Origin of the sequence: Streptomyces glaucescens (genome assembly GCF_000761215.1) — a bacterium.
GTDB lineage: Bacteria > Actinomycetota > Actinomycetes > Streptomycetales > Streptomycetaceae > Streptomyces > Streptomyces glaucescens_B.
In genome coordinates this window covers 2,930,769-2,953,154 of record NZ_CP009438.1, presented here as the reverse complement: position 1 = coordinate 2,953,154, position 22,386 = coordinate 2,930,769, and the positions used below count along the sequence as shown (strand labels likewise).

18 protein-coding genes are annotated in these 22,386 nt (G+C 74.2%); 7 read left to right on the top strand and 11 right to left on the bottom strand.

Annotated elements, in window-relative coordinates:
* Positions 1-141 precede the first annotated feature (141 nt).
* On the top strand, positions 142-2,256 hold the full coding sequence (locus SGLAU_RS12685; protein WP_244315203.1) for a putative bifunctional diguanylate cyclase/phosphodiesterase: 2,115 nt from the start codon (positions 142-144) through the stop codon (positions 2,254-2,256).
* Here SGLAU_RS12685 and SGLAU_RS12680 read toward each other — a convergent pair.
* From SGLAU_RS12680 to SGLAU_RS12660, 5 genes are all read right to left on the bottom strand, one after another.
* The gene (locus SGLAU_RS12680; RefSeq protein ID WP_078957694.1) at positions 2,235-3,431 is read right to left on the bottom strand and encodes an LLM class flavin-dependent oxidoreductase; all 1,197 of its coding nucleotides are present in this window, start codon (positions 3,429-3,431) and stop codon (positions 2,235-2,237) included. The two genes, SGLAU_RS12685 and SGLAU_RS12680, sit on opposite strands and share 22 nt — an antisense overlap.
* Before the next feature lie 301 nt (positions 3,432-3,732).
* Positions 3,733-5,091: an AAA domain-containing protein gene (locus tag SGLAU_RS12675; protein WP_043501126.1), complete on the bottom strand. Its 1,359-nt coding sequence runs from the start codon at positions 5,089-5,091 to the stop codon at positions 3,733-3,735.
* Positions 5,088-6,701, bottom strand: a complete 1,614-nt coding sequence (locus SGLAU_RS12670) for a hypothetical protein (RefSeq protein WP_043501124.1) — start codon at positions 6,699-6,701, stop codon at positions 5,088-5,090. Before SGLAU_RS12670 ends, SGLAU_RS12675 begins: the two co-directional genes overlap by 4 nt.
* Complete coding sequence (locus SGLAU_RS12665) at positions 6,692-7,909, bottom strand: hypothetical protein (protein WP_208868986.1); 1,218 nt, start codon at positions 7,907-7,909, stop codon at positions 6,692-6,694. The genes SGLAU_RS12670 and SGLAU_RS12665 overlap by 10 nt, the downstream gene beginning before the upstream one ends.
* Positions 7,860-8,825 (bottom strand): phosphatase PAP2 family protein, encoded by a 966-nt coding sequence (locus SGLAU_RS12660; RefSeq protein ID WP_043501121.1) that lies wholly within the window; start codon positions 8,823-8,825, stop codon positions 7,860-7,862. The genes SGLAU_RS12665 and SGLAU_RS12660 overlap by 50 nt, the downstream gene beginning before the upstream one ends.
* Positions 8,826-8,980: 155 nt before the next feature.
* On the opposite strand from SGLAU_RS12660, the gene SGLAU_RS12655 reads away from it, so the two are divergent.
* Positions 8,981-9,577: a histidine phosphatase family protein gene (locus SGLAU_RS12655; protein ID WP_043501119.1), complete on the top strand. Its 597-nt coding sequence runs from the start codon at positions 8,981-8,983 to the stop codon at positions 9,575-9,577.
* Between the two features lie 170 nt (positions 9,578-9,747).
* Here the strand turns inward: SGLAU_RS12655 and SGLAU_RS12650 are convergent, their stop codons facing one another.
* The gene (locus tag SGLAU_RS12650; protein ID WP_043501117.1) at positions 9,748-11,190 is read right to left on the bottom strand and encodes a tetratricopeptide repeat protein; all 1,443 of its coding nucleotides are present in this window, start codon (positions 11,188-11,190) and stop codon (positions 9,748-9,750) included.
* Between the two features lie 299 nt (positions 11,191-11,489).
* Between SGLAU_RS12650 and SGLAU_RS12645 the strand changes: the two genes are divergently transcribed.
* Both SGLAU_RS12645 and SGLAU_RS12640 read left to right on the top strand, forming a co-directional pair.
* Positions 11,490-11,933 carry a hypothetical protein gene (locus tag SGLAU_RS12645; RefSeq protein ID WP_043501114.1) on the top strand — a complete coding sequence of 148 codons (444 nt, stop codon included), beginning with the start codon at positions 11,490-11,492 and terminating at the stop codon, positions 11,931-11,933.
* A gap of 68 nt (positions 11,934-12,001) precedes the next feature.
* Positions 12,002-12,865 (top strand): spermidine synthase, encoded by an 864-nt coding sequence (locus tag SGLAU_RS12640; protein WP_043501113.1) that lies wholly within the window; start codon positions 12,002-12,004, stop codon positions 12,863-12,865.
* Between the two features lie 10 nt (positions 12,866-12,875).
* Here SGLAU_RS12640 and SGLAU_RS12635 read toward each other — a convergent pair whose 3' ends face one another.
* Positions 12,876-13,421, bottom strand: coding sequence for a hypothetical protein (locus tag SGLAU_RS12635; RefSeq protein ID WP_043501111.1), 546 nt, complete (start codon positions 13,419-13,421; stop codon positions 12,876-12,878).
* A 142-nt stretch (positions 13,422-13,563) separates the two neighbouring features.
* Here SGLAU_RS12635 and SGLAU_RS12630 point away from each other — a divergent pair, with 142 nt between their 5' ends.
* The 3 genes from SGLAU_RS12630 to SGLAU_RS12620 all read left to right on the top strand — a co-directional run bounded on the left by SGLAU_RS12630 (position 13,564) and on the right by SGLAU_RS12620 (position 17,268).
* A complete protein-coding gene (locus SGLAU_RS12630; protein WP_052413732.1) occupies positions 13,564-14,298 on the top strand; it encodes a response regulator transcription factor in 735 nt (244 codons plus the stop codon).
* The gene (locus SGLAU_RS12625) at positions 14,295-15,698 is read left to right on the top strand and encodes a sensor histidine kinase (RefSeq protein ID WP_043501107.1); all 1,404 of its coding nucleotides are present in this window, start codon (positions 14,295-14,297) and stop codon (positions 15,696-15,698) included. The genes SGLAU_RS12630 and SGLAU_RS12625 overlap by 4 nt, the downstream gene beginning before the upstream one ends.
* 106 nt (positions 15,699-15,804) lie before the next feature.
* On the top strand, positions 15,805-17,268 hold the full coding sequence (locus SGLAU_RS12620) for a cellulose binding domain-containing protein (protein ID WP_043501106.1): 1,464 nt from the start codon (positions 15,805-15,807) through the stop codon (positions 17,266-17,268).
* A 91-nt stretch (positions 17,269-17,359) separates the two neighbouring features.
* On the opposite strand, the gene SGLAU_RS12615 is transcribed toward SGLAU_RS12620, so the two are convergent.
* From SGLAU_RS12615 to SGLAU_RS12600, 4 genes are all read right to left on the bottom strand, one after another.
* A complete protein-coding gene (locus tag SGLAU_RS12615; protein ID WP_043501104.1) occupies positions 17,360-18,820 on the bottom strand; it encodes a GH1 family beta-glucosidase in 1,461 nt (486 codons plus the stop codon).
* Between the two features lie 183 nt (positions 18,821-19,003).
* Positions 19,004-19,912: a carbohydrate ABC transporter permease gene (locus tag SGLAU_RS12610; protein WP_043501103.1), complete on the bottom strand. Its 909-nt coding sequence runs from the start codon at positions 19,910-19,912 to the stop codon at positions 19,004-19,006.
* An 11-nt stretch (positions 19,913-19,923) separates the two neighbouring features.
* Positions 19,924-20,943 (bottom strand): carbohydrate ABC transporter permease, encoded by a 1,020-nt coding sequence (locus tag SGLAU_RS12605; protein ID WP_043501100.1) that lies wholly within the window; start codon positions 20,941-20,943, stop codon positions 19,924-19,926.
* Positions 20,944-20,948: 5 nt separating this feature from the next.
* Entirely contained in the window at positions 20,949-22,268 is a 1,320-nt protein-coding gene (locus SGLAU_RS12600; RefSeq protein WP_052413731.1) for an ABC transporter substrate-binding protein, read from the bottom strand.
* Positions 22,269-22,386: the final 118 nt, after the last annotated feature.

Genomic DNA, 22,386 nt, shown 5'->3' with positions numbered 1-22,386 from the left:
CGGCCGTGGGCAGAAACGATCCGCCCGCGAAGTGGGTATGTCTTGAGTGGCGGGCAGTGGCTGGAAGGGCCGGAGGGCAGCCTCTATGATCGGCACACTTTCCTGCGCGGACGACGATCGAGTGCACTGCGGGAGCGAGCGGTGAGCGGAACCTCCGAAGGGCCGACGCCCGCGGCAGACCTCATCCGTACGGCCGTCACAGACAGTGACCCGAGGGCATCGGGTGGTACGGACGCCGTCGCCTTCCTGCGCGTGGGCGAGGACGTGTACACCGCCGCTCCGGCGCCCCCGGGCGAGGACGCGGACACGACCGTCGTCCCGTCCCGCGGCGACGGCCCGGGCCCGGCGGACGGCGGGTCCGGCCGTGAGCACGGGAACCCGGCCGCGGAGGCCGGCGCGCCCGGCGGTGCGGACACAGGTCCGGGCACCGGCGCGTCCGGCGGTGACGGCTCGGGTCCGGGCGCCGGCGTGTCCCGCGGTGACGGCTCGGGTCCGGGTGCGAACGCCGGGCCGGCCCGCGGAGCCGACTCCTACCGCTCCGCCTTCGCCGCCGCGCCCCTCGCCATGGCCGTCGTCGACCGTGAGGGACGGGTCGTCACCGCCAACGGGACCCTCGCCGCCCTCTTCGGCACCGCGCCCGGCGCGCTCACCGGACGCGTCGCCGCCGACCTGCTCGACCTCGCCTCCGACCCCCGCACCTGGCACGCCTACCGCGAGGTGCTGCGCGGCCGGCAGGCCAGACTCCGCTGCACCCGTCGCCTCAAGCACCCCGACGGGCCGGCCGTCTGGGCGCAGATCACCGTCGCCCCGCTCGCCGACGGCGCACCCGGCGTCCTGCTGTCCGTCACCGACATCAGCGCACGGCGCGAACTCCAGGCGCAGCTGCGGCACCTCCAGATGCACGACCCGGTGACCCGGCTGCCCAACCGCACCCTCTTCTTCGAGCGTCTCTCCACCGCCCTCGACGCCGAGTCCGCCCCCCGCGGCGGCACCGGCCGGATCGGCCTGTGCTACCTGGACCTCGACGGCTTCAAGGCCATCAACGACACCCTCGGCCACCGCGTCGGCGACCGGCTGCTGGCCGCCGTGGCCGACCGGCTCACCCGCTGCGCCGAGAAGGCCGGGTACACCCGCTCCGGCGCGCCGCTGGTCGCCCGGCTCGGCGGTGACGAGTTCGCCCTGCTCGTCGAGGACTCCACCGGCACCGAGCAACTGGCCGACCTCGCCGAGTCCGTCCTCAACGCCCTCCAGGCCCCGTTCGACCTCTCCGGGCAGCGGCTCAGCGTCTCCGCCTCCATCGGGGTCGTCGAACGGCAGGCCACCGGAACCACCGCCACCGGTCTGATGCAGGCCGCCGACACCACGCTGTACTGGGCCAAGGCCGACGGCAAGGCCCGCTGGACGCTCTTCGACCCCGAGCGCAACGCGCACCGCATGACCCGGCAGGCGCTCGCCTCCACCCTGCGCCCGGCCATCGACCGGGGCGAGTTCACCCTGGAGTACCAGCCGCTGGTGGGCATGGCGGACGGACGCCTCAGCGGCGTCGAGGCGCTGGTGCGGTGGAACCACCCGCAGTTCGGCACCCTGACGCCCAACCGGTTCATCGGACTGGCCGAGGAGGACGGCGCGATCGTCCCGCTCGGCCGCTGGATCCTCGCCACCGCCTGCCGCCAGGCCCGCCGCTGGCAGCTCGAGAACCCCGACGAGCCGCCCATCTTCGTCAGCGTCAACGTGGCGGTCCGTCAGGTGTGGGACTCCGACCTGGTCGCGGACGTGGCCGAGACGCTCGCCGAGACCGGTCTCGCCCCGCACCTGCTGCAACTGGAGCTGACCGAGTCCGCCGTCATGGGCTCGTCGGGCCGCCCGCTGCGCACCCTCCAGGCACTCAGCGACATGGGTGTGCGCATCGCCATCGACGACTTCGGCACCGGCTACTCCAACCTCGCCTATCTCAGCCGGCTGCCGGTGTCCGTGCTGAAGCTGGACGGGTCGTTCGTGCGCGGCTTCCAGTACGAGGACACCAGCGCCCACGCCAGCCCCGCCGACGAGGTCATCGTCGAGGCGATGATCCAGCTCGCGCACCGGCTCGGGCTGACCGTCACCGCCGAGTGCGTGGAGACCTCCGCGCAGGCCGGACGACTGCGCCGGATCGGCTGCGACACCGGCCAGGGCTGGCTGTACTCCCGGCCGGTGACCGCGGACCGCATCTCCGAGCTGCTGGCCTGCCCCGCGGGTCAGGCGGCAGGCAAGCCGTAGGCGTCGGCGATCAGCTCGAAGCTGCGCAGCCGCACCTCGGCGGTGGGCGTGTTGGCCGTGATCATCAGTTCGTCGGCGCCGGTGCGTTTGTGCAGGTCGTCCAGGCCGCTGCGGACCTCGTCCGGGGTGCCGTGGACGACGTTCGCGCTCCACGACCGCGCGAAGTCCTCCTCCATGGGGCCGAACTCGTACGCCTCCGCCTCCTCCGGACCGGGCACCAGGCCGGGCCGCCCGGTGCGCAGCCGGATCATGCTCAGCACGGCGGCCCTCACCTCGCGGCGGGCCACCCGCTCCTCGTCGGCGGCCAGCGCCGAGACACCGATCAGCGCGTACGGCTCCGACAGCACCTCGGACGGCTTGAAGGACTCCCGGTACAGGTCGAGCGCGGGGACGGTGTTCTGTGCGGAGAAGTGGTGGGCGAACGCGAACGGCAGGCCCAGCAGGCCGGCCAGCCGGGCGCTGTACCCGGAGGAGCCCAGCAGCCACACCGGCGGGCGGTGCCGGGACTGCACGCCGCCGGGGGAGGTGGCCTGGACGGGGCCGGGCACGGCGTGGACACGGCGGTAGGGGTGGCCGTCGGGGAAGTCGTCGTCGAGGAAGCGGGTCAGCTCGGCCAGCTGCCGGGGGAAGTCGTCCGCGCCCTCGTCGGGGCGGTCGGTGCGGCGCAGGGCCGCCGCCGTGGCGCCGTCGGTGCCGGGCGCGCGGCCGAGACCGAGGTCGATCCGGCCGGGGGCCATCGCCTCCAGGGTGCCGAACTGCTCGGCGATGACCAGCGGGGCGTGGTTGGGCAGCATCACACCGCCCGAACCGAGCCGGATGCGGTCGGTGTGGGCGGCGAGATGGGCGAGGATCACCGCGGGCGAGGACGAGGCGACGCCCGGCATGGAGTGGTGCTCGGCGACCCAGTAGCGGTGGAAGCCCCGTGACTGTGCCAGCCGGGCCAGGGCGACGCTGGTGCGCAGGGCGTCCGTGGAGGTGCTGCCCGCGCTGACCGTGACCAGGTCCAGCACTGACAGCGGGGTGGGGGCGGAGCCGTGGGCGGTGCCCCGGATGCCGTCGCTGTCGCTCGTGCGGTCCTCGGCGTCCCGGGTGTCGTCTGCCGCCACGGTGGGCCTCCTGCTCTCGTCGCCATGCGGTGGGTCACGGGCGTCAACCGGGGGCACCCGGAGCTTCATTCCCGGATTTTGCGATACGTCGCCCACGTCACGGCGGGGAGGGGCGGCCCGCCGGGAGACCCGCCGGGCAAGGGGCGGCACCCCGCGTGCGGGCGCCGCGGGGCGGCGGGACTTCGCGGGCGCCCCGTAGGGGGTGTCGTCGAACTCCCGTCTGCCCCGCGACGCCCGGCACGCACTCGCGCCGCACCGGACGAAAGCCCGGGTACGCCCAGTACGCGGACTTCCGCCCGGCGCGCCGACAGCACGCACCGGACGCCGCAGGGCCGTCCTGCGGACGACGACGGGAGTCCGACGACACCCCCTAGGAACGCCAGCTCACCCGGTGTTCCGCCAGGTGGGCCAGGACCGCGTGGTTCGCCTCCCAGCCGTCCGGGAACTTCACCAGCGTCCCCAGCTGCACCGGCTCCGTCGACGGATAGTCGTCCAGCAGTTCGCCGACGCCCGCGCGGCACACCACGATGCACGCGTGCCGGTGCCGGGAGGCGAGCACGCACAGCCGGCCCGTCTCCAGGTGGAAGGCCGTGGCGTCGGGGCGGCCGGAGAGCGGGTGCAGGACCACCGTCACGTCGTACTCCCGGCCCTGGAGCCGGTTCGCCGTGTCCACGGTGACACCGCTCACCCCCAGTTCGGCGAGGGCCGCGCGGACGGCCGCCGCCTGGTCCCGGTGCGCCGTGCCGACGGCGATCCGCTCGGCGGTCAGGGGCGCCGGATCGGGGGACCGCTCCGAGGTGGCCGCGCCGCCCCGGTCGAGCAGGCGGCGCACCACCGTCGCCACCGCCCGCACCGCCTCCGGGTCGGTGCGCGGGGTGTGCCGCGCGGGAAGCTCCAGCAGCCCCCAGCCCGACGCGGCCGCCTCGTCGATCACCCGGTCGGGGCCCGAGCCGTCCGACGGGACCGCGAACGCCAGCCTCCGGTCGCCGTGGCGGGTGCCGCTGCGGAACCGGGTGTACGGGTAGAAGGCGTCCGAGACCAGCGGCGCGGCCGAGGCGGGCAGCCGCCAGGACACCGGCAGCCGGTGCTGCGGCAGACCGGGGTTGTGCGCGAGCAGCGTCGTCACCGCGGACGCCGACGGGTCGTACGACAGCCCCGCCCACTGCTCGCTGCCGACGATCGCGAACGGGTCGAGCTGCCCCGGGTCGCCGACGAACAGCGCCCGCTCGAACAGCCCGGCGACGGCGAGCAGCGCGTCGGAGCGCATCTGGTACGCCTCGTCGACGATCGCGTGCCGCCACGGCTCGTCGACCTTGACGTGCGCCCACTTCGCGGCGGTCGACAGGACGACGGGCAGACCGGTGAGATCGGCCGCCTTCGCCGACGTACGGACGTTCGGCAGCGCGTCCAGCGCCTTGTCGTACGGATCGGCGTCACTGCTGTGCAGCCGGCCCACCGGCAGCTCGGGGCTCTTCTCGGCCAGCCGCAGCACCAGGTCGTCGACCTGGGCGTTGGTCTGCGCGATCACCATCAGCGGGCGCCCGGCGTCGGCCAGTTCCAGGGCCGCCCGGACGACGAGGGTCGACTTGCCCGCGCCGGGCGGCGAGTCCACCACGACTCCGCGGTCCGGTCCGTGCAGCGTGTCCCGCAGGATCGCCTCGGTGGCCCGCGCGGCGGCGGTGCCCGGGTCGAACGGGGCACCGGGGTCGGCGATGGCCTCGGCCGTCACAGCACGTCCTCCTCGGTCACGGGGTCGGCGGGTTCGGGGGCGGTCTCCTCACCGGGCGGACCGCCGTGCGTCCACGGGGTGTCCTCGGGGTCCGGCAGTCTGGCGCCGCCGCGCTGCTCGTGCTCGAACAGCGTGAAGCAGACGCGGTCGCCCTTCTCGGGCACGGATCCGGGCTCGGGCTCCTTGCCCCGGCCCATCTTGTCGAGGGTCCGCAGGACGATCAGCGCGCCGTCCGCGCCGTCCGCGCCCTCGTCCTCTCGCGCCACGAACTCGAACGACTGCGGCCTGCCGCCCAGCGAGCGGTACACCTTCACCCGCTCGCCGAGGTACGGCCGGTCCTCCGTGCGGACCGTGACCAGCGGGCGCGGGCTGGGCCGCCTGCCCTCGCCGTACGCCATCTCCACGTCGACGACCTCGCCCGCGAACGCCTCACCGGCCAGTCGCCGGCCCGCCATCACCAGCGGGTCGTCCAGCGCCTCCTGCGCTTCCAGCCGGGCCTGCTCACGCTCCCGCGTGGCCAGCTTGTTCGCCGCGGTCACCGCGTCGTCGTGGCGCGGCTGCGGCGGTTCGCCGGACAGCACCCGGTCGCGGTGGCCGGTGAACGACCAGCGGTCCCGTGTCCACCGCTCCTCGACGTGCCCGCCCTCCGGCAGCGCCCGCAGCAGGTCCAGGCCCCGCCACACCGCGTCCCAGGTGGGCCGCGTGACGTTCTCCACCAGGGCGCGGATCTCCCGCTCGGCGGCGGTGACGGCACCGAGCCGGTCGTCCGCCTCCAGCCCGTCCTCGGCGGCGGCGAGCGCGCCGCGCGCGCGGTCGTAGCGCTCGATCGCCGGAGCGAGCAGCTTGTTGTCGAACGCCGGGTCGGTGGCCGGACCCGCGGGCGGGCACAGCAGCTGCCCCCGCTCGTCCCGGGCCAGCTCCGCCCGCAGCGCCGCCTCGGCGCCCGAGCCGCCCTCCGGCGGGTCGATCCAGGCGAGCAGCGCGCCCAGGTGCTGGTCCTCCAGGCTGGACTGGCCCGTCGCCCAGTGCCGCGCCAGCACCTCGGTCAGCGCCAGCAGCAGCGAGGAGCCCGGCACCCGGGACCGCTCCGCGTAGTGCGTCAGCCAGCGGCCCAGCAGCGGCACCCGCGGCGGGGCCGGATGCGGCGTCTGCGGGTCCTGCTCCGCCGTCCGCCGGAAGCGCATCGAGCGGCCCAGCAGCCGGACGAAGTCGACGCCCGCGCGGCTCGGCACGATCAGCTGCGGGGCGTCCGCGCACAGCTCGACCTCGACCTTGACCCGCTTGCCGGTCTCCGGGTCCGTCTCGGTGCGCTCGGCGGCCTCCACCGCGTCCGCGTACGCGTCGATGTGCGGCAGCACGATGTCCGCCAGCTCCGCCAGGAACGCGAACCGCAGATCGCGGTCGCGCGGCTGCGGGACCACCAGCAGCCGGGGCGCGTCCCGGTCGGTGCCGACCAGCGCGCCCAGCGGCGCCCCGGCCTCACCGGCGGTGATCAGCGGCACGAGGACCAGCGGCCGCTCCGACAGGTGCCGGTGCCGCACGGTCGCGGCGGGCTGCGCCCGCCCGGTGTCGACGGCCTCCAGCCGCGCGAGGGTGGTGATCAGCGACACGGTGCGGCCTCCTGGGCGGGGGAGCCCGCGCCGTGCCGGGCGGGGGCGCCTCCGCCTCCCTGGCCGGGGACGCCCGTGCCGCGGTCCGGGCCGTCCGCGACGGCGGTCAGCGCCTGCGCGCGCAGGCGGGCCGCACGGCGCAGCGCGGCCACCACCGGGTCGTCCGGGTCGCCGCTCTCGCCGCGGGCCGCCGCCAGCACGTCACCGACGGTGGTCAGCCCGCCCAGCTCGGCGCGGGCCGCGCGCCCGAGGGAGGCGACCGCGGACTGCGCGCGGGACCGGGCGCGGCAGTGGAAGGCCAGCTCACAGGCGGACAGGCACTCGGGCGCGTACGCGGCCGGGACGGCCTCCACGGCGGCGGTCAGCTCGGCGGCCGGCAGCTCGGGCGAGAAGCAGGTGCCCTCGGGGAGCGCGTCGACGATCTCCTCGATCCGGGTGAGCCGGGCCAGCTGGCGGCGGGTCACCGCGCGCTGCTTGCGCACGTCCACCGCGGACGCGGCGGGCAGGTTGGAGAAGTCCTTCGGGCACACCAGCAGGATCCGGTGCCGCACCCGCGGGGCCGGCTCCAGACGGGCCGCGACCTCCTCGAGGGCCAGCACGTACACCGCCGCCTGGCGGGCCGCCGCGCCCACCTTCGCCGGGTCGGCGGAGCCGTCCAGCATCGGGAACGACTTGATCTCCACGACCGTCCAGCTGCCGTCCGGGTGCACGACCACCGCGTCCGGCTCCAGGAACGCCGGGGACCCCGCCACGTCCAGGGCGAGCATCGGATGGTCGAGCAGCGTCCAGCCGCCGGCCTCCACGGCCTCCCGCAGCGCCAGCGCCGTACGCGCGGCACGCCCCTGCGGGCCGGCCGCGGACAGGTCCGGCACCCGCCCCTCCTCGGGCGGCGCGGACCGCGGGTCCAGCTTCCGGTGCGCCAGGCGCAGCAGCTCGGCCCCGCCGTCCGCCTTCACCCGCGCCTCGAACGCGTTGCCCCGGGTGAGGGCGAACTGCGACTGCCCGAAGGCCGACGGCGAGCCCAGCGCGTCCGCGAGTCTCGTCTTGTCCACCCCGGCCCCGTCGAGGACCGCCCGCCGCGCGCAGCCCGGGTTCGCGGCCAGCGCCGCGAGGGCACGCGCGTCGAGCGCCTTGGCCGGTACGTCGGGACCGCGCAGCTCAGCGAGCCGCTGCCGGAGCGCCGTCCCCCGCCTCCGAGGGTGCGGCACCCGGCTCGGCTCCCGGTCCGAACCGTGACTCGCGCTGCCGTGGAATTCGCTCACCCGCCGAAGTCTGGCATCCGTCACTGACAATCGAGGCATGTGCGGCCGCCGCGGCCTGCGGGACGGGTGCGACGACGGGTGCGGTGCCGGCCGCGAGACGGGCCTTCACCCGGTCCGCGCCGCGCATGACGAGCGGGGCGAGCAGCAGTCCGGCGCCCATCACGGCCGCGCCCGCGACCGCGTCGAGGAAGTAGTGGTTCGCGGTGCCCATCACCACGATCGTCGTCACCAGCGGGTAGACCACGGCCGCCGCCTTCGCCAGGCGGGTCCCGCCGTACCGCCACAGCATCACCCCGCACCACAGGGACCAGCCGACGTGCAGGCTCGGCATCGCCGCGTACTGGTTGGTCATGCCGCCCAGACCGCGCGGCGCGCTGGCCTCGCCGCCCCACCAGCCGTACGAGCTGTACTGCGCCATGGTGTCCACGAAGCCGTACCCGGCCGACAGCAGCCGGGGCGGGCAGGTGGGCATCAGGGTGAAGCCGATCAGGCCGATGAAGGTCGAGGTCATCAGCCAGGTGCGGGCCGCGCGGTAGTGCACCGCGCGGGAGCGGAAGACCCAGATCAGGATCGCCGGGGTGACCAGGTAGTGCAGCGACGCGTACCAGAAGTCGGCCGGGACGCCGATCCACGCCTCGCGCGTGAACAGCCGGTTCAAGGGGTGCTCGGCGTTGAGGTGGAGTGCCTTCTCGACGCGCAGGATGGCCAGGCCGTGGTCGACGGCCGTGGAGACGTCGCCGCGCGCGAGCAGGCGGCCCGCCGAGTAGCAGGCGTACACCACGACGATCAGCGGCAGTTCCGTCCACCAGCGCAGCCGGGTTCGCGGGGCCACCTCGGTGCCTGGTGACTCGGTCTGCGGCATCCGATCGCCCTCCCCCTTCGTTACACGTTCCACGGCCACGCCTCCCTGGGCGCCCCGGCCCCTATAGACGCAAAGATCGCCCCCCAGGTTGCCCCATGACAGAGTGCGCGATGATGGAGGGGTTCCGCCTCTGGTTTCCCCCGGAAAGGTCATCCATGGCACCGCGCATCCTGCTGGCCCGGCACGGACAGACCGAGTGGTCGCTGTCCGGCAAGCACACCGGCAGGACCGATGTGCCGCTGCTCGACGAGGGCCGACGCGGGGCGAAGCTGCTCGGCGAGCGGCTGCACCGGGCGCCGTTCGACGGCCTGCCCGGCGTCGAGGTGCGCACCAGCCCGCTCTCCCGCGCGCGCGAGACCTGCGAGCTCGCCGGGTTCGGCGACCGCGCGCAGACCTGGGACACGCTGATGGAGTTCCACTACGGCGCCTACGAGGGCATGACCCCGGCCGAGATCCAGGCGATACGCCCCGGCTGGCTGATCTGGCGCGACGGCGTGCCCGAGGGGGAGACGCTGGCCGAGGTGTCGGCCCGCGCGGACGAGGTCGTCGCGTGGGCCCGCGAGGCCGACCGTGACGTCCTGGTCTTCGCCCACGGCCACATCCTGCGCTCCATCGGCGCCCGCTGGCTCGGCCTCCCCCTCGCCTTCGCGTCCCGCATCCGCCTCAACCCGACGTCCCTGTCGGTCCTCGGCTGGGCCTACGGCGAGCCGGCGATCGAGAGCTGGAACGACATGGGCCACCTGGCGGGCTAGGAACCCCTCCCAGGCCCCTCCGGGGGCGCCTCGTCGGGTCGTGCCCCTCCGGGGCGCCTGTCGTGCCCCTCCGGGGCGCCTCGGCGGGTCCCGCCAGGCTCCCGGCCCGACCGGCGAGACACCCCGGACCGGCCGCGCACCACACCTCCGGGCCCCGCCGGCGGGTCCGCTCACGCCGTGCGCGCCACCCCCGCGTGCCGCTCCAGGAACGCGGACACCCCCGCCGCCCGCCGGTGCGGCGACAGCACCCGCGCCGTCCCGGCGAGCATCCGCTGCACCCGGGACGACTGGACCTGGTCCAGCAGCTCCAGCACCCGCAGGCCGGCCGCCGCCGCCTCGTCGGGCCGCCCCCCGCGCGCGAGGTCGTCCGCCAGCTCGGCGGTGTAGAGGGCGATGTTCCGGGTGAAATGCGGGTCCTGCAGCCGCGCCGCCCGTCCCGCGTGCCGCGCGGCCCGCCGCCAGTCGCCGAGGGCGGACCAGCACTGCGCCTCGAGACCGGCCAGCTCGGCCTCCCCGTAGAAGCTCATCCACTCGGGGTCGGCGTCCGAGGGGCCCCGCTCGAAGAGGGCCTGCGCGCGCGTGAGGGCCTGCGCGCAGCCCGCGCGGTCGGCGAGCCCGGCCCAGCCGCCCGCCTCGCGCAGCGCGAGCAGGGACATCAGCCGTGGTGAGCCGAGGGTGCGCGCGATGCGCTGTGCGGCCTGCGCGGCGCGCACCGCCTCCCGGGGCCGCCCGGCGTCGCGGGCGAGAAAGGCGGTGTTGCAGAAGGCGTGCGCCTCCAGCGCGCAGTCGCCGGTCATCCGGGCGGTCGCCAGTGCCTCCGCGTAGTGCGAGCGCGCGTCGTCGAACCGTCCGGAGTCGTGGGCCAGCCAGCCCACGGAGATGGCCAGTTCACCGGCGCCGGAGTGCAGCCGGTCGGCGGTCGCCTGCCGGGTCGCGCCGGCGTCCAGCAGCGCGTAGGCGGCACGCAGCGGGGCCGCCGCGCGGCGGTAGAGGCCGTCGGCGCCGTGCCGGTCGTCGAGCAGCCGGATCCGGCGGACGGCGTCCTCCAGGGCGTTCGCGGCGCTGGCCCCGACGCGGCGGACGGGACGCCCGACGGCCGCGGCCGCGGGGGCGAGGCCGATGGGGCCCAGCGAGGCGGCGGCCACCGTGGCGCTTCCGCCGGTCATGAATGCGCGACGCAGCACGTCGCTCTCCTCATGGTCGATGTGCGGGTCGTACGGGTACTGCGGGTCATACGGTTCAAACCCCGCACAGGACTCACCGGTGGTGTGCGCGGGGTCGAGGTCGTGCGCGGGGGGCGTGCCGACGGTGACGCGCGCTCCGCGTCCGCGCACGGACGAACGAGGCGTGAAACCCAGGTCGGTGAGCGTGCGGCCGGGGAACATGTGCAGGAACACCCGCTCGTAGGCGTAGTTGGGGCAGCGGATCTCTCCCGACTCGACCCGGCCGATGTACCGCGCGTCACAGCTGACCTGCTCGCCGATCTCGCGGGCGGCCCGGCGGACGGCCGCCGCGAACTCCGCGGCCGAACGCCGGCCGCGCAGCCGCCGGAAAGCGAGATTCGGCCGCGGCGGCCGACTGGGCTGAGACGAGGTCACCGCTGACGACGTCATGGCCGGGTCCTCTCGTGCGAACCGTCGAACCATGCCGGGTCGTGGACGAGTTGACCGAACCGCGGTGGTACTCGCCCGCGTCGGCCCCAGGCCCTGTTCCCGGCGGGGAAGAACGTACCTGCTGTCACGGGTCCGACACGCTGCGTTCGGCTGCAAACCGGATATCTCATCCAGGATCCGCCATGAACTGCCATCCTTTGCGGCGCACTTCCGCCGTAGCCGTTGACGTCCTGGCGCGTTGAACCGGGTGGACCGGGAGCCGCCCGACTCCCGAACCGCTTGCCGCAAGGAGGGGTTCCATGGTGGAGGACGGGATGGAGACCGGCCAGAGCATCGATCCGCGCACGCCGCCGCCCACGCCGCACGCCGCGTGGGACCTGGTGACGGTGCCGGCGCGGCAGGGACTGGAGGCGGTCGACATCCTGCGGCGCGGCGACGGGGAGGGAGTCGGCCCGGTGCTGCACGACGGCGACGGCGACACCCTGGGCTTCCTGGTCCCGCCGGGCACCGCGGCCGGCTGGGACGTCCCCGGCAGCACCTGCACCCGGACGGACGGCCGCGGGCTGGGCCGCGTCACCGCGCCCCCCGCCCCGGGCGTCGCGGACACCGGCGCCGACCGCGCCGACTGCACCTGCTGGATCCTCCCGCCCGACGAGGCGGACCGGGCCACCGACCCCGCGGTCCTGCGCCGGGCCCTGGGCGAGGCGGCCCGGATGCTCGCGGCGGCCGACAGCTGCCGCTGACCCGGCCCCGCGCGGCACCGCGGCCGGCCGGCGGCACCGGACCGGTCGTACGGCCTGATAATGGCCGAATGGGAAAGTCCAGGAACTCCCGGCGGGCCTCGGCCGACGGCGTCGCCGAGACCGTCGACGGCGGGCTCGCGCAGCTGATACCCGACCGGGACCGGGCACGGGCCTGGACGCTGCTGATCGACGGGGCACCGCAGTCGCACGTCGACCTGGACGACCCCGCGTACCTCTCCTTCGACTACCAGCGCCGGCTCGGCCACGTCATCGACCTCGCCGCCCCGCCCGGCAAGCCGCTGACCGCCGTCCACCTCGGCGGCGGCGCCCTCACCCTGGCCCGCTACGTCGCGGCCACCCGTCCCCGCTCCACCCAGCAGGTCGTCGAGCGGGACGCGGCGCTCGTCCGGCTGGTCCGCCGTGAGCTGCCGCTGCCGCAGAACGCGCGGATCCGGGTGCGGTCCACGGACGCCCGGGAAGGGCTCGCCAAGGTGCCGGACGGCTGGGCCGACCTCATCGTCGCCGACGTCTTCAGCGGCGCCCGCACCCCCGCCCACCTCACCTCCACCGAGTTCCTGGACGAGGTCCGCAGGGCGCTGAAACCCGGCGGCCGCTACGCCGCCAACCTGACCGACGGTCCGCCCCTCGCCCATCTGCGCGGCCAGATCGCCACCGCCGCCGCCCGGTTCGCCGAACTCGCGCTGATCGCCGACGCGGCCGTGCTGCGCGGCAAGCGCTTCGGCAACGCCGTCCTCGTCGCCGGCGACCTGCCGCTGCCGGTCGCCGAGCTGACCCGCCGGTCGGCCTCCGACCCGCACCCCGGCCGGGTCGAGCACGGCCGCGCGCTCACCGACTTCGCCGGCGGCGCCGTCCCGGTCACCGACGCGGCCGCGGTCGACTCACCCGCACCCCCGGCGTCCGTGTTCCGCTGAGCGCGGCCCCTCAGTACGTGCCGATCTCCACCCGCGGCGGCCCGTCGTGCCAGGTGCAGAACACCGACACCCGATCGGCGCCCGAGCCGAACTCCACCCGGATCCACGTCTCGGTCTTCCACACCTGCATCGACCAGCCGGCCCCCGGCGTCGCCGACACCAGGGTGGCCGACCGCTCGCCGAGATCGAAGACGGCCCGGCCGCCCTCGGTCGTGTAGCTGCGCACCCGGCCGGTGGCGGCCGCGGTCGCGGAGGCCGAGGGGGAAGCGGAGGGCGAGGGGGCCGGGCCGGCGGACGGGGCGGTGGCCGGGGGCGGAGCCGACGGGAGGTCCGCGGACGGGCCGGCGCTCCGGGCCGGCGCCGGGAGGCGGGTGCCCGCCGAGGCGGCCGGCGGCTCGTCCGGCGCGGCGGTCGGCTCGGCCGACACGACGGGCAGGGCGCGCGGCGGATCGTAGGCCGTGCCCGCCATCACCGAGTGGACGCCCCACCACGACAGCGTGGTCGCCGCGCCGGTGGCGAGCGTCCAGGCCAGTACGTGTACGACTCCTCTGAGCATCGCGGGCCATACTGCACCACAACCGCCCCCGCTGTCCCGGCGGTCGGGCACGGCTGTTCGGGTCGGGTGGCGGTTGTCCACACCGGCCGAGTTGTCCACAGGCCCCGGACCGGGGTGGCCCGCATGGCGTACGGTGCGGCGCATGGCAAGTGTGCTCGTGGTCGAGGACGACCAGTTCGTACGCTCCGCGCTGATCCGCCACCTGACCGACGCCGCCCACACGGTGCGCAGTGTCGGCACGGCGCTGGAGGCGCTGCGCGAGGTCGCCCATCACCGTTTCGACGTGGTCGTCCTGGACCTCGGACTGCCCGACCTGGACGGGTCCGAGGCCCTGAAGATGCTGCGCGGCATCACCGATGTCCCGGTGATCATCGCCACCGCCCGGGACGACGAGACGGAGATCGTCCGGCTGCTCAACGCGGGCGCCGACGACTATCTGACCAAGCCGTTCTCCGTCGAGCACCTGTCCGCGCGGATGGCCGCCGTGCTGCGCCGCTCCCGTGCGAACGGCGGCGGGGTCCCGGCCTCCTCCGTGCTCCGGGTCGGCGGGCTCACCGTGGACCCGCTGCGCCGCCAGGCCGAACTGGACGGCGCCCGGCTGGACCTGACCCGCCGCGAGTTCGACCTGCTCGCCTTCCTGGCCCGCCGGCCCGGTGTGGTCGTGCCCCGCCGCGAGCTGCTGGCCCAGGTGTGGCAGCAGTCCTACGGCGACGACCAGACCATCGACGTCCATCTGTCCTGGCTGCGCCGCAAGCTGGGCGAGACGGCGGCCCGCCCGCGCTATCTGCACACCCTGCGCGGGGTCGGCGTGAAGCTGGAGCCCCCGGCCGCGGACGTCCCGGCGGCGCGGCCCCCGGGAACGGAGCCGGCGCGATGAGGTGGGCCCTGGTCAAGGTCTCCCTCGCGGTCACCGCGATGGTCGTGGTGGCGTTCGCCGTGCCGCTCGGGCTGGTGGTCAAGGAGCTGGCCCGCGACCGTGCCTTCTCGAACGCCGAGCGGGACGCCGCCGAGATCGCCCCCGCGCTGTCCATCACCACCGACCGCGCCCAGCTGGAGCGGGTCGTCGCCGCCGCGGGCTCCGGCGCCGGGATGGCCGTGCACCTGCCGGCGGCCGGCGACGGCACCGAGGCCGGGACCGGGCGGCAGCGGGCCGCCGACGCGGACATCGCCGCCGTCCGGGAGCTGGGCCGCGCCTCCACCGCCGAGGTGCCCGGCGGATCCGTGCTGCTCCAGCCCGTCGCGCTCAGCTCCGGCAAGTTCGCGGTCGTCGAGGTGTTCATCCCCGACAGCGCCGTCTCCAAGGGCGTGGGCACCGCCTGGGCGGTGCTCGCCGGGGTCGGCCTCGCACTGATCGTCGGCTCGGTCGCGGTCGCCGACCGGCTGGGCGTGCGCATGGTACGGCCCGCGCAGCGCCTGGTGGAGGGGGCCCGTGAGCTGGGCGAGGGCCGGCTGGGCGCCCGGGTGCCGGAGGAGGGGCCGACCGAACTGCGGCTGGCGGCGGTCGCGTTCAACTCGATGGCCGACCAGGTCGTCCAGCTCCTCGCCAACGAGCGGGAGCTGGCCGCCGACCTCTCGCACCGGCTGCGCACCCCGCTGACCGTGCTGCGGCTGAACACCGCCTCGCTCGGTGACGGCCCGGCCGCCGAGCAGACCAGGGCCGCCGTGGCCCAGCTGGAGCGCGAGGTGGACACCATCATCCGCACCGCCCGGGAGGCCAAGCCGCAGACCGCCGCGGCCGGGGCGGGCGCCGGCTGCGACGCGGCGGAGGTGGTCCGGGAGCGGATGGCCTTCTGGTCGGCGCTCGCCGAGGACGAGGGCCGCACGGTCCGGCTGGCCGGGGTCGACCGGCCGGTGCGCATCCCGGTGGCCCGCGCGGACCTGGCCGCCGCGCTGGACGCGCTGCTCGGCAACGTGTTCCGGCACACCCCGGAGGGCACCGCCTTCTCGGTCGACGTGCACAACGGGGAGGACGCGGTGATCGTCCTGGTCTCGGACGCGGGCCCCGGCATATCCGACCCCGAGGCGGCGATGGCCCGCGGCCGCGGTTCCGGCAGCGACGGCTCCACCGGCCTCGGGCTGGACATCGTGCGCCGGCTCGCGGAGTCCACCGGCGGGGACGTACGGATCGGCCGCTCCGTCCTCGGCGGCACGGAGGTGCGGATCTGGATCCAGCCGGACGGGTGCGGGCCGGCGCGCGCCGGCCGCCGCGGGGCGGTGCGCAGACGCCGTCCGCGCGCTCTGGTGCCGACCTTTAACCGGTCCCGATCCCTTCCTTAAGCCCACCCTAAGATCCTCTCGCCCCGGCCACGAAGGGCGTTTTGCCCGGTCCGTGCTCGCTAGCGTGCTGCCGCACCCCACCCCCGTACCGTGAGGCGGACCCGCGATGAGCACGCACCGACGCAAGCTGAGCCGCAGGAACAAGGTGATCGGCGCGGCCCTCGCCCTCGCCGTCGCCGGTGGCGGCGGGCTCCTGCTGACCGGCACGGCCCAGGCCGCCGGAGTCGGCGCCGCCTACACGAAGACCAGCGACTGGACGGGCGGTTACACCGCGCAGTACGTCGTCACGAACAACAGCGGCCGGGCCGAGCGTGACTGGACCCTGGAGTTCGACCTGCCGGCCGGGTCCCGGCTCGGCTCGCTGTGGAACGCCGAGTCCAGCGTCAGCGGACAGCACGTCACCGTGAAGCCCCCGAAGTGGGACACGGACGGCCTGGCCGCCGGCGAGTCCGTCACCGTGGGCTTCGTCGTCACCGGCACCGGGGACCCCACCGGCTGCCGCGTCGACGGAGTCACGTGCTCCGCCGACGGCGGCGCCACCCCGCAGCCGAGCGGCCGCCCGACCGACCCGGCGCCCACCACCCCGACGGCCACCCCGACGGCCACCCCCACCGGCACCGGGAGTCCCACCCCGGCTCCGACCCCCACGCCCACCGAGAGCACCGGCGGCACCCCGCCCACCGCCCGTTTCGCCCCGTACGTGGACACGTCCCTCTACCCGGCCTTCGACCTGGTCGCCGCCGCCCGGGCCACCGGCGTGCAGGACTACAACCTCGCCTTCGTCACCGACGGCGGCGGCTGCACCCCGAAGTGGGGCGGCGTCACCGACCTGGCGAGCGACGCGGTCGCCGCGCAGATCGGCGCCCTGCGCGCCAAGGGCGGCGACGTCCGGGTCTCCTTCGGCGGCGCGGCCGGCACCGAACTGGCCACCGCCTGCGCCTCGGCGGACGCGCTGGCGGCGGCGTACGGCAAGGTCGTCGACGCCTACCGGCTGACCAAGGTCGACTTCGACGTCGAGGGCGGCGCGCTGCCGAACGCCGCGGCCAACACCCGCCGCGCCCAGGCCATCGCGAAGCTCCAGCAGCGCCACCCCGGCCTGGACGTCTCCTTCACCCTGCCGGTGATGCCCGAGGGCCTGACCCAGGCGGGCGTGGACCTCCTCGCCGACGCCCGGAAGAACGGCGTGCGGATCGGCACCGTCAACATCATGGCGATGGACTACGGCCCCGCGTACAGCGGCGACATGGGCACCTACGCCGAGCAGGCCGCCACCGCCACCCAGGCACAGATCAAGGGCGTCCTCGGCCTGAGCGACAGCGCCGCCTGGAAGACGGTCGCGGTCACCCCGATGATCGGCGTCAACGACGTGACCAGCGAGATCTTCAAGGTCGACGACGCCACCCAGCTGGTGGACTTCGCCAGGGCCAAGGGCCTCGGCTGGCTGTCCATGTGGTCCGGCACCCGCGACAAGCAGTGCCCGGGCGGCGCGCAGAACCACGCCGACGCCACGTGCAGCTCGATCGTCCAGGACACCTGGGCCTTCACCAAGGCGTTCGCCGCCTACCGGTGACCCGGCCCGGGCCCGCGTGAAAAGGCGGGGCGCGACACCCCCCCACGGTGTCGCGCCCCGCTCCCCCTTTCCCAGGGTCATGGGCCGGAGGTCAGGCGACCTCCTCCACCGCCGGCGGCAGCGCCCCCGAGCGCGCCACCTGGCCGTACCACAGGGCGCTCGACTTCGGCGTCCGCTCCAGGGTGGCGTAGTCGACGTACACGGCGCCGAAGCGCTTGCCGTAGCCGTACGCCCACTCGAAGTTGTCCATCAGGGACCACAGGTAGTAGCCGCGCACGTCGGCGCCGTCGGCGATCGCCCGGCGCACCGCCGACAGGTGGCCGTGCAGGTAGGCGATCCGCTCGGGGTCGTGGACGCGGCCGTCCGCGTCGGGCTTGTCGTCGTAGGCGGCCCCGTTCTCCGTGATGTACAGCGGAAGCCCCGGGGCCTCCCGGGTGTAGCGCATGATCAGCTCGTGCAGACCGGTCGGGTCGATGGTCCAGCCCATCTCGGTGCGCTCGCCCGGCGTCTGGTGGAACGCCACGTCGTCCGCGGCCGGCCACGGGGAGTGCTCGCTCGACCCGTGTCCGTCGGCCCGCGGCCCGCTCGCCGCCGGGTCGGCCGCGCCGACCAGGGTCGGCGTGTAGTAGTTGAGGCCCAGCGCGTCCAGCGGCTGCTTGATGACCGCGAGGTCGCCGTCCTGGACGTACGACCAGTCGGTCAGGGACGCCGTGGCGTCGAACAGGCTCCGCGGGTAGGCGCCGTGCAGGATCGGGCCGTGGAAGACACCGTTGGCCAGGTCGTCGATCTTCCGCGCCGCCGCCAGGTCCGCCGGGTCCTGCGACACCGGGCGCACGGCCGAGGAGTTGAGGGAGAGCGCCACCGAGTTGCGGGCGGGCATCACCGAGCGCAGTGCCGTGGTGCCCAGGCCGTGGGCCAGGTTGAGGTGGTGCGCGGCGCGCAGCGTCGCCGCCGGTTCGGTGCGGCCGGGGGCGTGGACGCCGGAGCCGTAGCCGAGGAAGGCGCTGCACCAGGGCTCGTTCAGGGTGATCCACTGCTCCACCCGGTCGCCGAGCGCCTCGCCGACGATCTGCGCGTACTCGGCGAAGCGGTAGGCGGTGTCGCGCTCCGGCCAGCCACCCGCGTCCTCCAGCTCCTGCGGCAGGTCCCAGTGGTAGAGGGTGACGGCCGGCTTGATGCCGTGCGCGAGCAGCTCGTCGACCAGGCGGCGGTAGAAGTCCAGGCCGACCTGGACGGCGGGACCGCGGCCGGTGGGCTGCACCCGGGACCAGGAGACCGAGAAGCGGTACGCGGTCAGGCCCAGCTCCGCCATCATGGCCACGTCGTCGCGGAAGCGGTGGTAGTGGTCGACGGCGATGTCACCGGTGTCGCCGCCGGCCGTCTTGCCCGGGGTATGGCTGAAGGTGTCCCAGATCGAGGGGGTCCGGCCGCCCTCGCGGACCGCGCCCTCGATCTGGTAGGCGGAGGTGGCCGCGCCCCAGAGGAAGGCCGGGGGGAAGGTGTCGGGGGTGGCCGGGGTCGCCGGGGTCACCGGAATCACGGGCTCAGACATGGAAGCGCTCCCAGGGGGTCGTGGAGACCGACGTAGAGACAAGGAAAGGGGGAGGGGCGGGAAAAGGAAGGGGGAGGAAAGGGGAAGGAGGGATGTGCAGGGGCCGAGGCGGCGGTGACCCGGCCCCCGGGAGAAGCGGGGCGTGCGGAACGGGCCGCGGGCGGCGCGCGGGGAAGCGGGGCGTCAGCCCTTGACCGCGCCCTGCATGATGCCGCCCACGATCTGCTTGCCGAAGATCGCGAAGACCACCAGCAGCGGCAGCGTGCCCAGCAGCGCGCCCGCCATGATCAGGGACTGGTCGGGGGTGTAACCGCGGCCCAGGCCCGCCACGGCGACCTGCACCGTGGGGTTGCCGGTCTGGGTCAGCACCAGGAACGGCCACAGGAAGTCGTTCCAGGTCTGCACGAACATCAGCATGCCCAGCACGGCCATCGCGGGCCGCGCCGCCGGGAACACCACGTGCCAGACCACGCGCCAGCTGCTCGCGCCGTCCATCCGCGCCGCCTCGATGATCTCGTCGGGCAGCGCCTGGATCAGGTACTGCCGCATGAAGAACACGCCGAACGCGCTGACCAGCGACGGGAAGATCACCGCCTGGAGCTGGTCCGTCCAGTCCAGCTTCGCGACCATCATGTACAGCGGGATCACGCTGAGCTGCGGCGGCACCATCATCGTGCCGATGACGATCAGCATCAGCGCGCCCCGGCCCTTGAAGCGCAGCTTGGCGAAGGCGAACCCGGCGATCGTGGACAGGAAGACGATGGTGGCCGCCGAGATGCCCGCCACGATGGTGGTGTTGAGGAACGCCTCGCCCAGGTTGGCGTCGGTCCAGGCCAGTTCGAGGTTGTCGAAGAGGTTGGCGCCGAACCAGAACGGCGGCGGGGTCTGCGCCAGCCGGTTGTTGTCCCGGGAGGCGGCGATCGCCGTCCACACCAGCGGGAACAGCGAGCCGATGGTGAACAGCGCGAGCACCACGTACGCGACGGGACCGGCGTGCATCTGCCCGCCCGCCCGCGCCGCCCGGGGCCGGCGCGAGCGCTGCGGCGCCTTCTCGGCCTGGTCCGGGTCCGGGGGAGTCAGTGTCGTCGTCACGGCCGGTTCTCCTAACTACTGGCGCGCAGCCGGCGCGAGATGACGTAGTTGACGATCCCGATCAGGATGAGGATCAGGAACATCGTCCAGGCGATGGCGGAGGCCCGGCCGAGGTGCTGGTTCACCCAGCCCTGCTCGTACAGGTACAGGCCGAGCGTCTGGAACTGGTGCTGGGACCCGCCGGAGGCACCCTTGTTCGCGTCGAACAGCAGCGGCTCGCCGAAGAGCTGCGAGGCGCCGATCGTGGAGACGACGGTGGTGAACAGGATGGTCGGCCGCAGCGAGGGCAGCGTGACGTGGAAGAACTGCTGCCAGCGGTTGGCGCCGTCCAGCGCCGCCGACTCGTACAGGTCCTGCGGGATCGCCTGCATCGCCGCGAGGTAGATCAGCGCGTTGTAGCCGGTCCAGCGCCAGATCACGATGGTCGACACGGCGATCTGGGAGGCCCAGGTCTCGTTCTGCCAGTCGATGTTGTCGACGCCGACCAGGCCGAGGGCCCAGTTGATCATGCCGTAGTCGCGGCCGAAGAGCAGCACGAAGACGAGCGAGGCCGCGGCGATCGACGTCGCGTACGGCGCGAGCATCGCGACCCGGTAGAACGTCGAGCCGCGCAGCTTGTAGTTGAGGATGTGGGCGAGGCCCATGGCCATCAGCAGCTGCGGCACCGTCGAGATGATGCCGATGGTCAGGGTGTTCTGCGCCGCGTTCCAGAAGAACTCGTCGTCGAAGATCCTGGTGTAGTTGCGCAGGCCCACCCAGTCCATGTCGGTGGGTGCGGTCAGTTCCACCTTGTGCAGCGAGGCCCAGCCCGTGTAGACGAGCGGGAACAGGCCGAACGCCACGAACAGCAGGAAGAACGGGGAGACGAACGCGTACGGGCTCCAGCGCACGTCCCGCTGCCAGCGGCGGGACAGCCGGGCCCGGTGGCGGCGCTCCTTCTCCACGGCGGCGGCGTCGCCGGGCGGGCGGCCCGGGGCCGCGCCCCCCTCGGTGGAGGGGGACGCGGCGGTGGTGTCGTGCCCAGTGGTCATACGGGTCACTGGTCCAGGTTGTTGTCGATGGTCTTCACGGCGTTCTCCCAGGCCTCCGCGGGCGACTTGCCCTGGGCGACCAGGATGACGCCGTTGTCGGTGAGGCCCTGCTGGATGATCTGGTCCTTCGGGCCGATCACCTGGACCGGGGCGTTCTTGGCGGCCTCGGCGAAGATCTCGCCGATCGGCGCGTCACCGGTCATGTCGTTCTTGGCGCTGGTGACCTCGGGCATGGTGTACGCGGCCGGGGTGCTCGGGAAACTGCCCTGCACCTTGAACAGCTTGGCCTGCTGCTCGGGCGCGGTCAGCCAGGCGGCCAGCTTCGCGGCGGCCTCGGTGTTCTTGCCCGACTTCGGCACGGCCAGGAAGGAGCCGCCCCAGTTGCCGGACTTCGGGGCCGCGGCCACGTCCCACTTGCCCTTGGCCTCCGGCTTGGACTTGCCCTTGATGTAGCCGAGCATCCACGGCGGGCAGGACATCGCGGCGAACTTGCTGTTGGCGATGGTGGTGTCCCAGGCGGGCTGGAACTGGGTCTGGTTGCCGACCAGACCGTCCTCGGCCGCCTCGGCGGTGAGGTCGAAGGCGGCCTTGACGGCCGGGTTCTGCTTGTAGACGACCTTGCCGGAGGCGTCGTAGAACCGCTCGGTCTCGCTGCTCAGGATCGCGTTGATCAGACCGCCGGGGGAGTCCATGAAGGTGGTGCCCTTGGGCGCCTTCTTCTGGTAGTCACGGCCGACGTCGACGAACTTCTTCCAGTCGCCCGCCCACAGCTTGGCGACTTCTTCGCGGTCGGTGGGCAGTCCGGCCTGCTGGAACAGGTCCTTGCGGTAGCAGATCGCCATCGGGCCGACGTCGGTGCCGAGGCCGACCGTCGTGCCGTCCTTGGTGGTGGCCTGCTGCCACTTCCACTCCAGGTAGTCGGCCTTCTTGCCGTACTTCGACAGGTCGAGCAGTTTGTCGGACTGGGTGGCGACGACCTCGGCGATGTTGCCGACCTCGATGCCCTGGATGTCCATGAGGCCGCTGTTGGTGGTCAGGTGGTTGACGAGCGCGGGGTAGTAGTTCTCGTTGCGCTCGACGACGTTCTCCTTGATGACGACGTCGGGGTTGAGCTTCATGTACTCGTCGTAGAGCCCGGCCTCCTTGAAGCCGAACGTGCCGAAGAGTCCCAGGGTGATCGTGGTCTTGCCGCTGCCGTCGCCGCCGTTCGACGAGCCGGACTCGTTGTCGCCGTCGTCGGCACAGCCGGCCAGCAGCCCGGTGCCCAGCGACGCTACGGCCGCGAGGACGACCGCCTTGCGGCGGATACGGGTGGATGCTCGCATTGGGTCCTCCAGTTGCCCTGACGTGCCGACCCCCCGGCCAGAATTGCTTGGTTGGCCCCGTTGTGCATGAAGCTCTCCGGGTGTTGCTTGGTGCGGTGTGGCGTTGCGGCTCGGGCGG

Bases quoted from the DNA above. Each gene is read 5' to 3' on its own strand.
- SGLAU_RS12620 (WP_043501106.1), top strand. From the start codon at position 15,805: ATGAGCACGCACCGACGCAAGCTGAGCCGCAGGAACAAGGTGATCGGC.
- SGLAU_RS12635 (WP_043501111.1), bottom strand. From the start codon at position 13,421: ATGCTCAGAGGAGTCGTACACGTACTGGCCTGGACGCTCGCCACCGGC.
- SGLAU_RS12640 (WP_043501113.1), top strand. From the start codon at position 12,002: ATGGGAAAGTCCAGGAACTCCCGGCGGGCCTCGGCCGACGGCGTCGCC.
- SGLAU_RS12600 (WP_052413731.1), bottom strand. From the start codon at position 22,268: ATGCGAGCATCCACCCGTATCCGCCGCAAGGCGGTCGTCCTCGCGGCC.
- SGLAU_RS12645 (WP_043501114.1), top strand. From the start codon at position 11,490: ATGGTGGAGGACGGGATGGAGACCGGCCAGAGCATCGATCCGCGCACG.
- SGLAU_RS12680 (WP_078957694.1), bottom strand. From the start codon at position 3,431: ATGAAGCTCCGGGTGCCCCCGGTTGACGCCCGTGACCCACCGCATGGC.
- SGLAU_RS12650 (WP_043501117.1), bottom strand. From the start codon at position 11,190: ATGACGTCGTCAGCGGTGACCTCGTCTCAGCCCAGTCGGCCGCCGCGG.
- SGLAU_RS12615 (WP_043501104.1), bottom strand. From the start codon at position 18,820: ATGTCTGAGCCCGTGATTCCGGTGACCCCGGCGACCCCGGCCACCCCC.
- SGLAU_RS12660 (WP_043501121.1), bottom strand. From the start codon at position 8,825: ATGCCGCAGACCGAGTCACCAGGCACCGAGGTGGCCCCGCGAACCCGG.
- SGLAU_RS12605 (WP_043501100.1), bottom strand. From the start codon at position 20,943: ATGACCACTGGGCACGACACCACCGCCGCGTCCCCCTCCACCGAGGGG.
- SGLAU_RS12630 (WP_052413732.1), top strand. From the start codon at position 13,564: ATGGCAAGTGTGCTCGTGGTCGAGGACGACCAGTTCGTACGCTCCGCG.
- SGLAU_RS12625 (WP_043501107.1), top strand. From the start codon at position 14,295: ATGAGGTGGGCCCTGGTCAAGGTCTCCCTCGCGGTCACCGCGATGGTC.
- SGLAU_RS12655 (WP_043501119.1), top strand. From the start codon at position 8,981: ATGGCACCGCGCATCCTGCTGGCCCGGCACGGACAGACCGAGTGGTCG.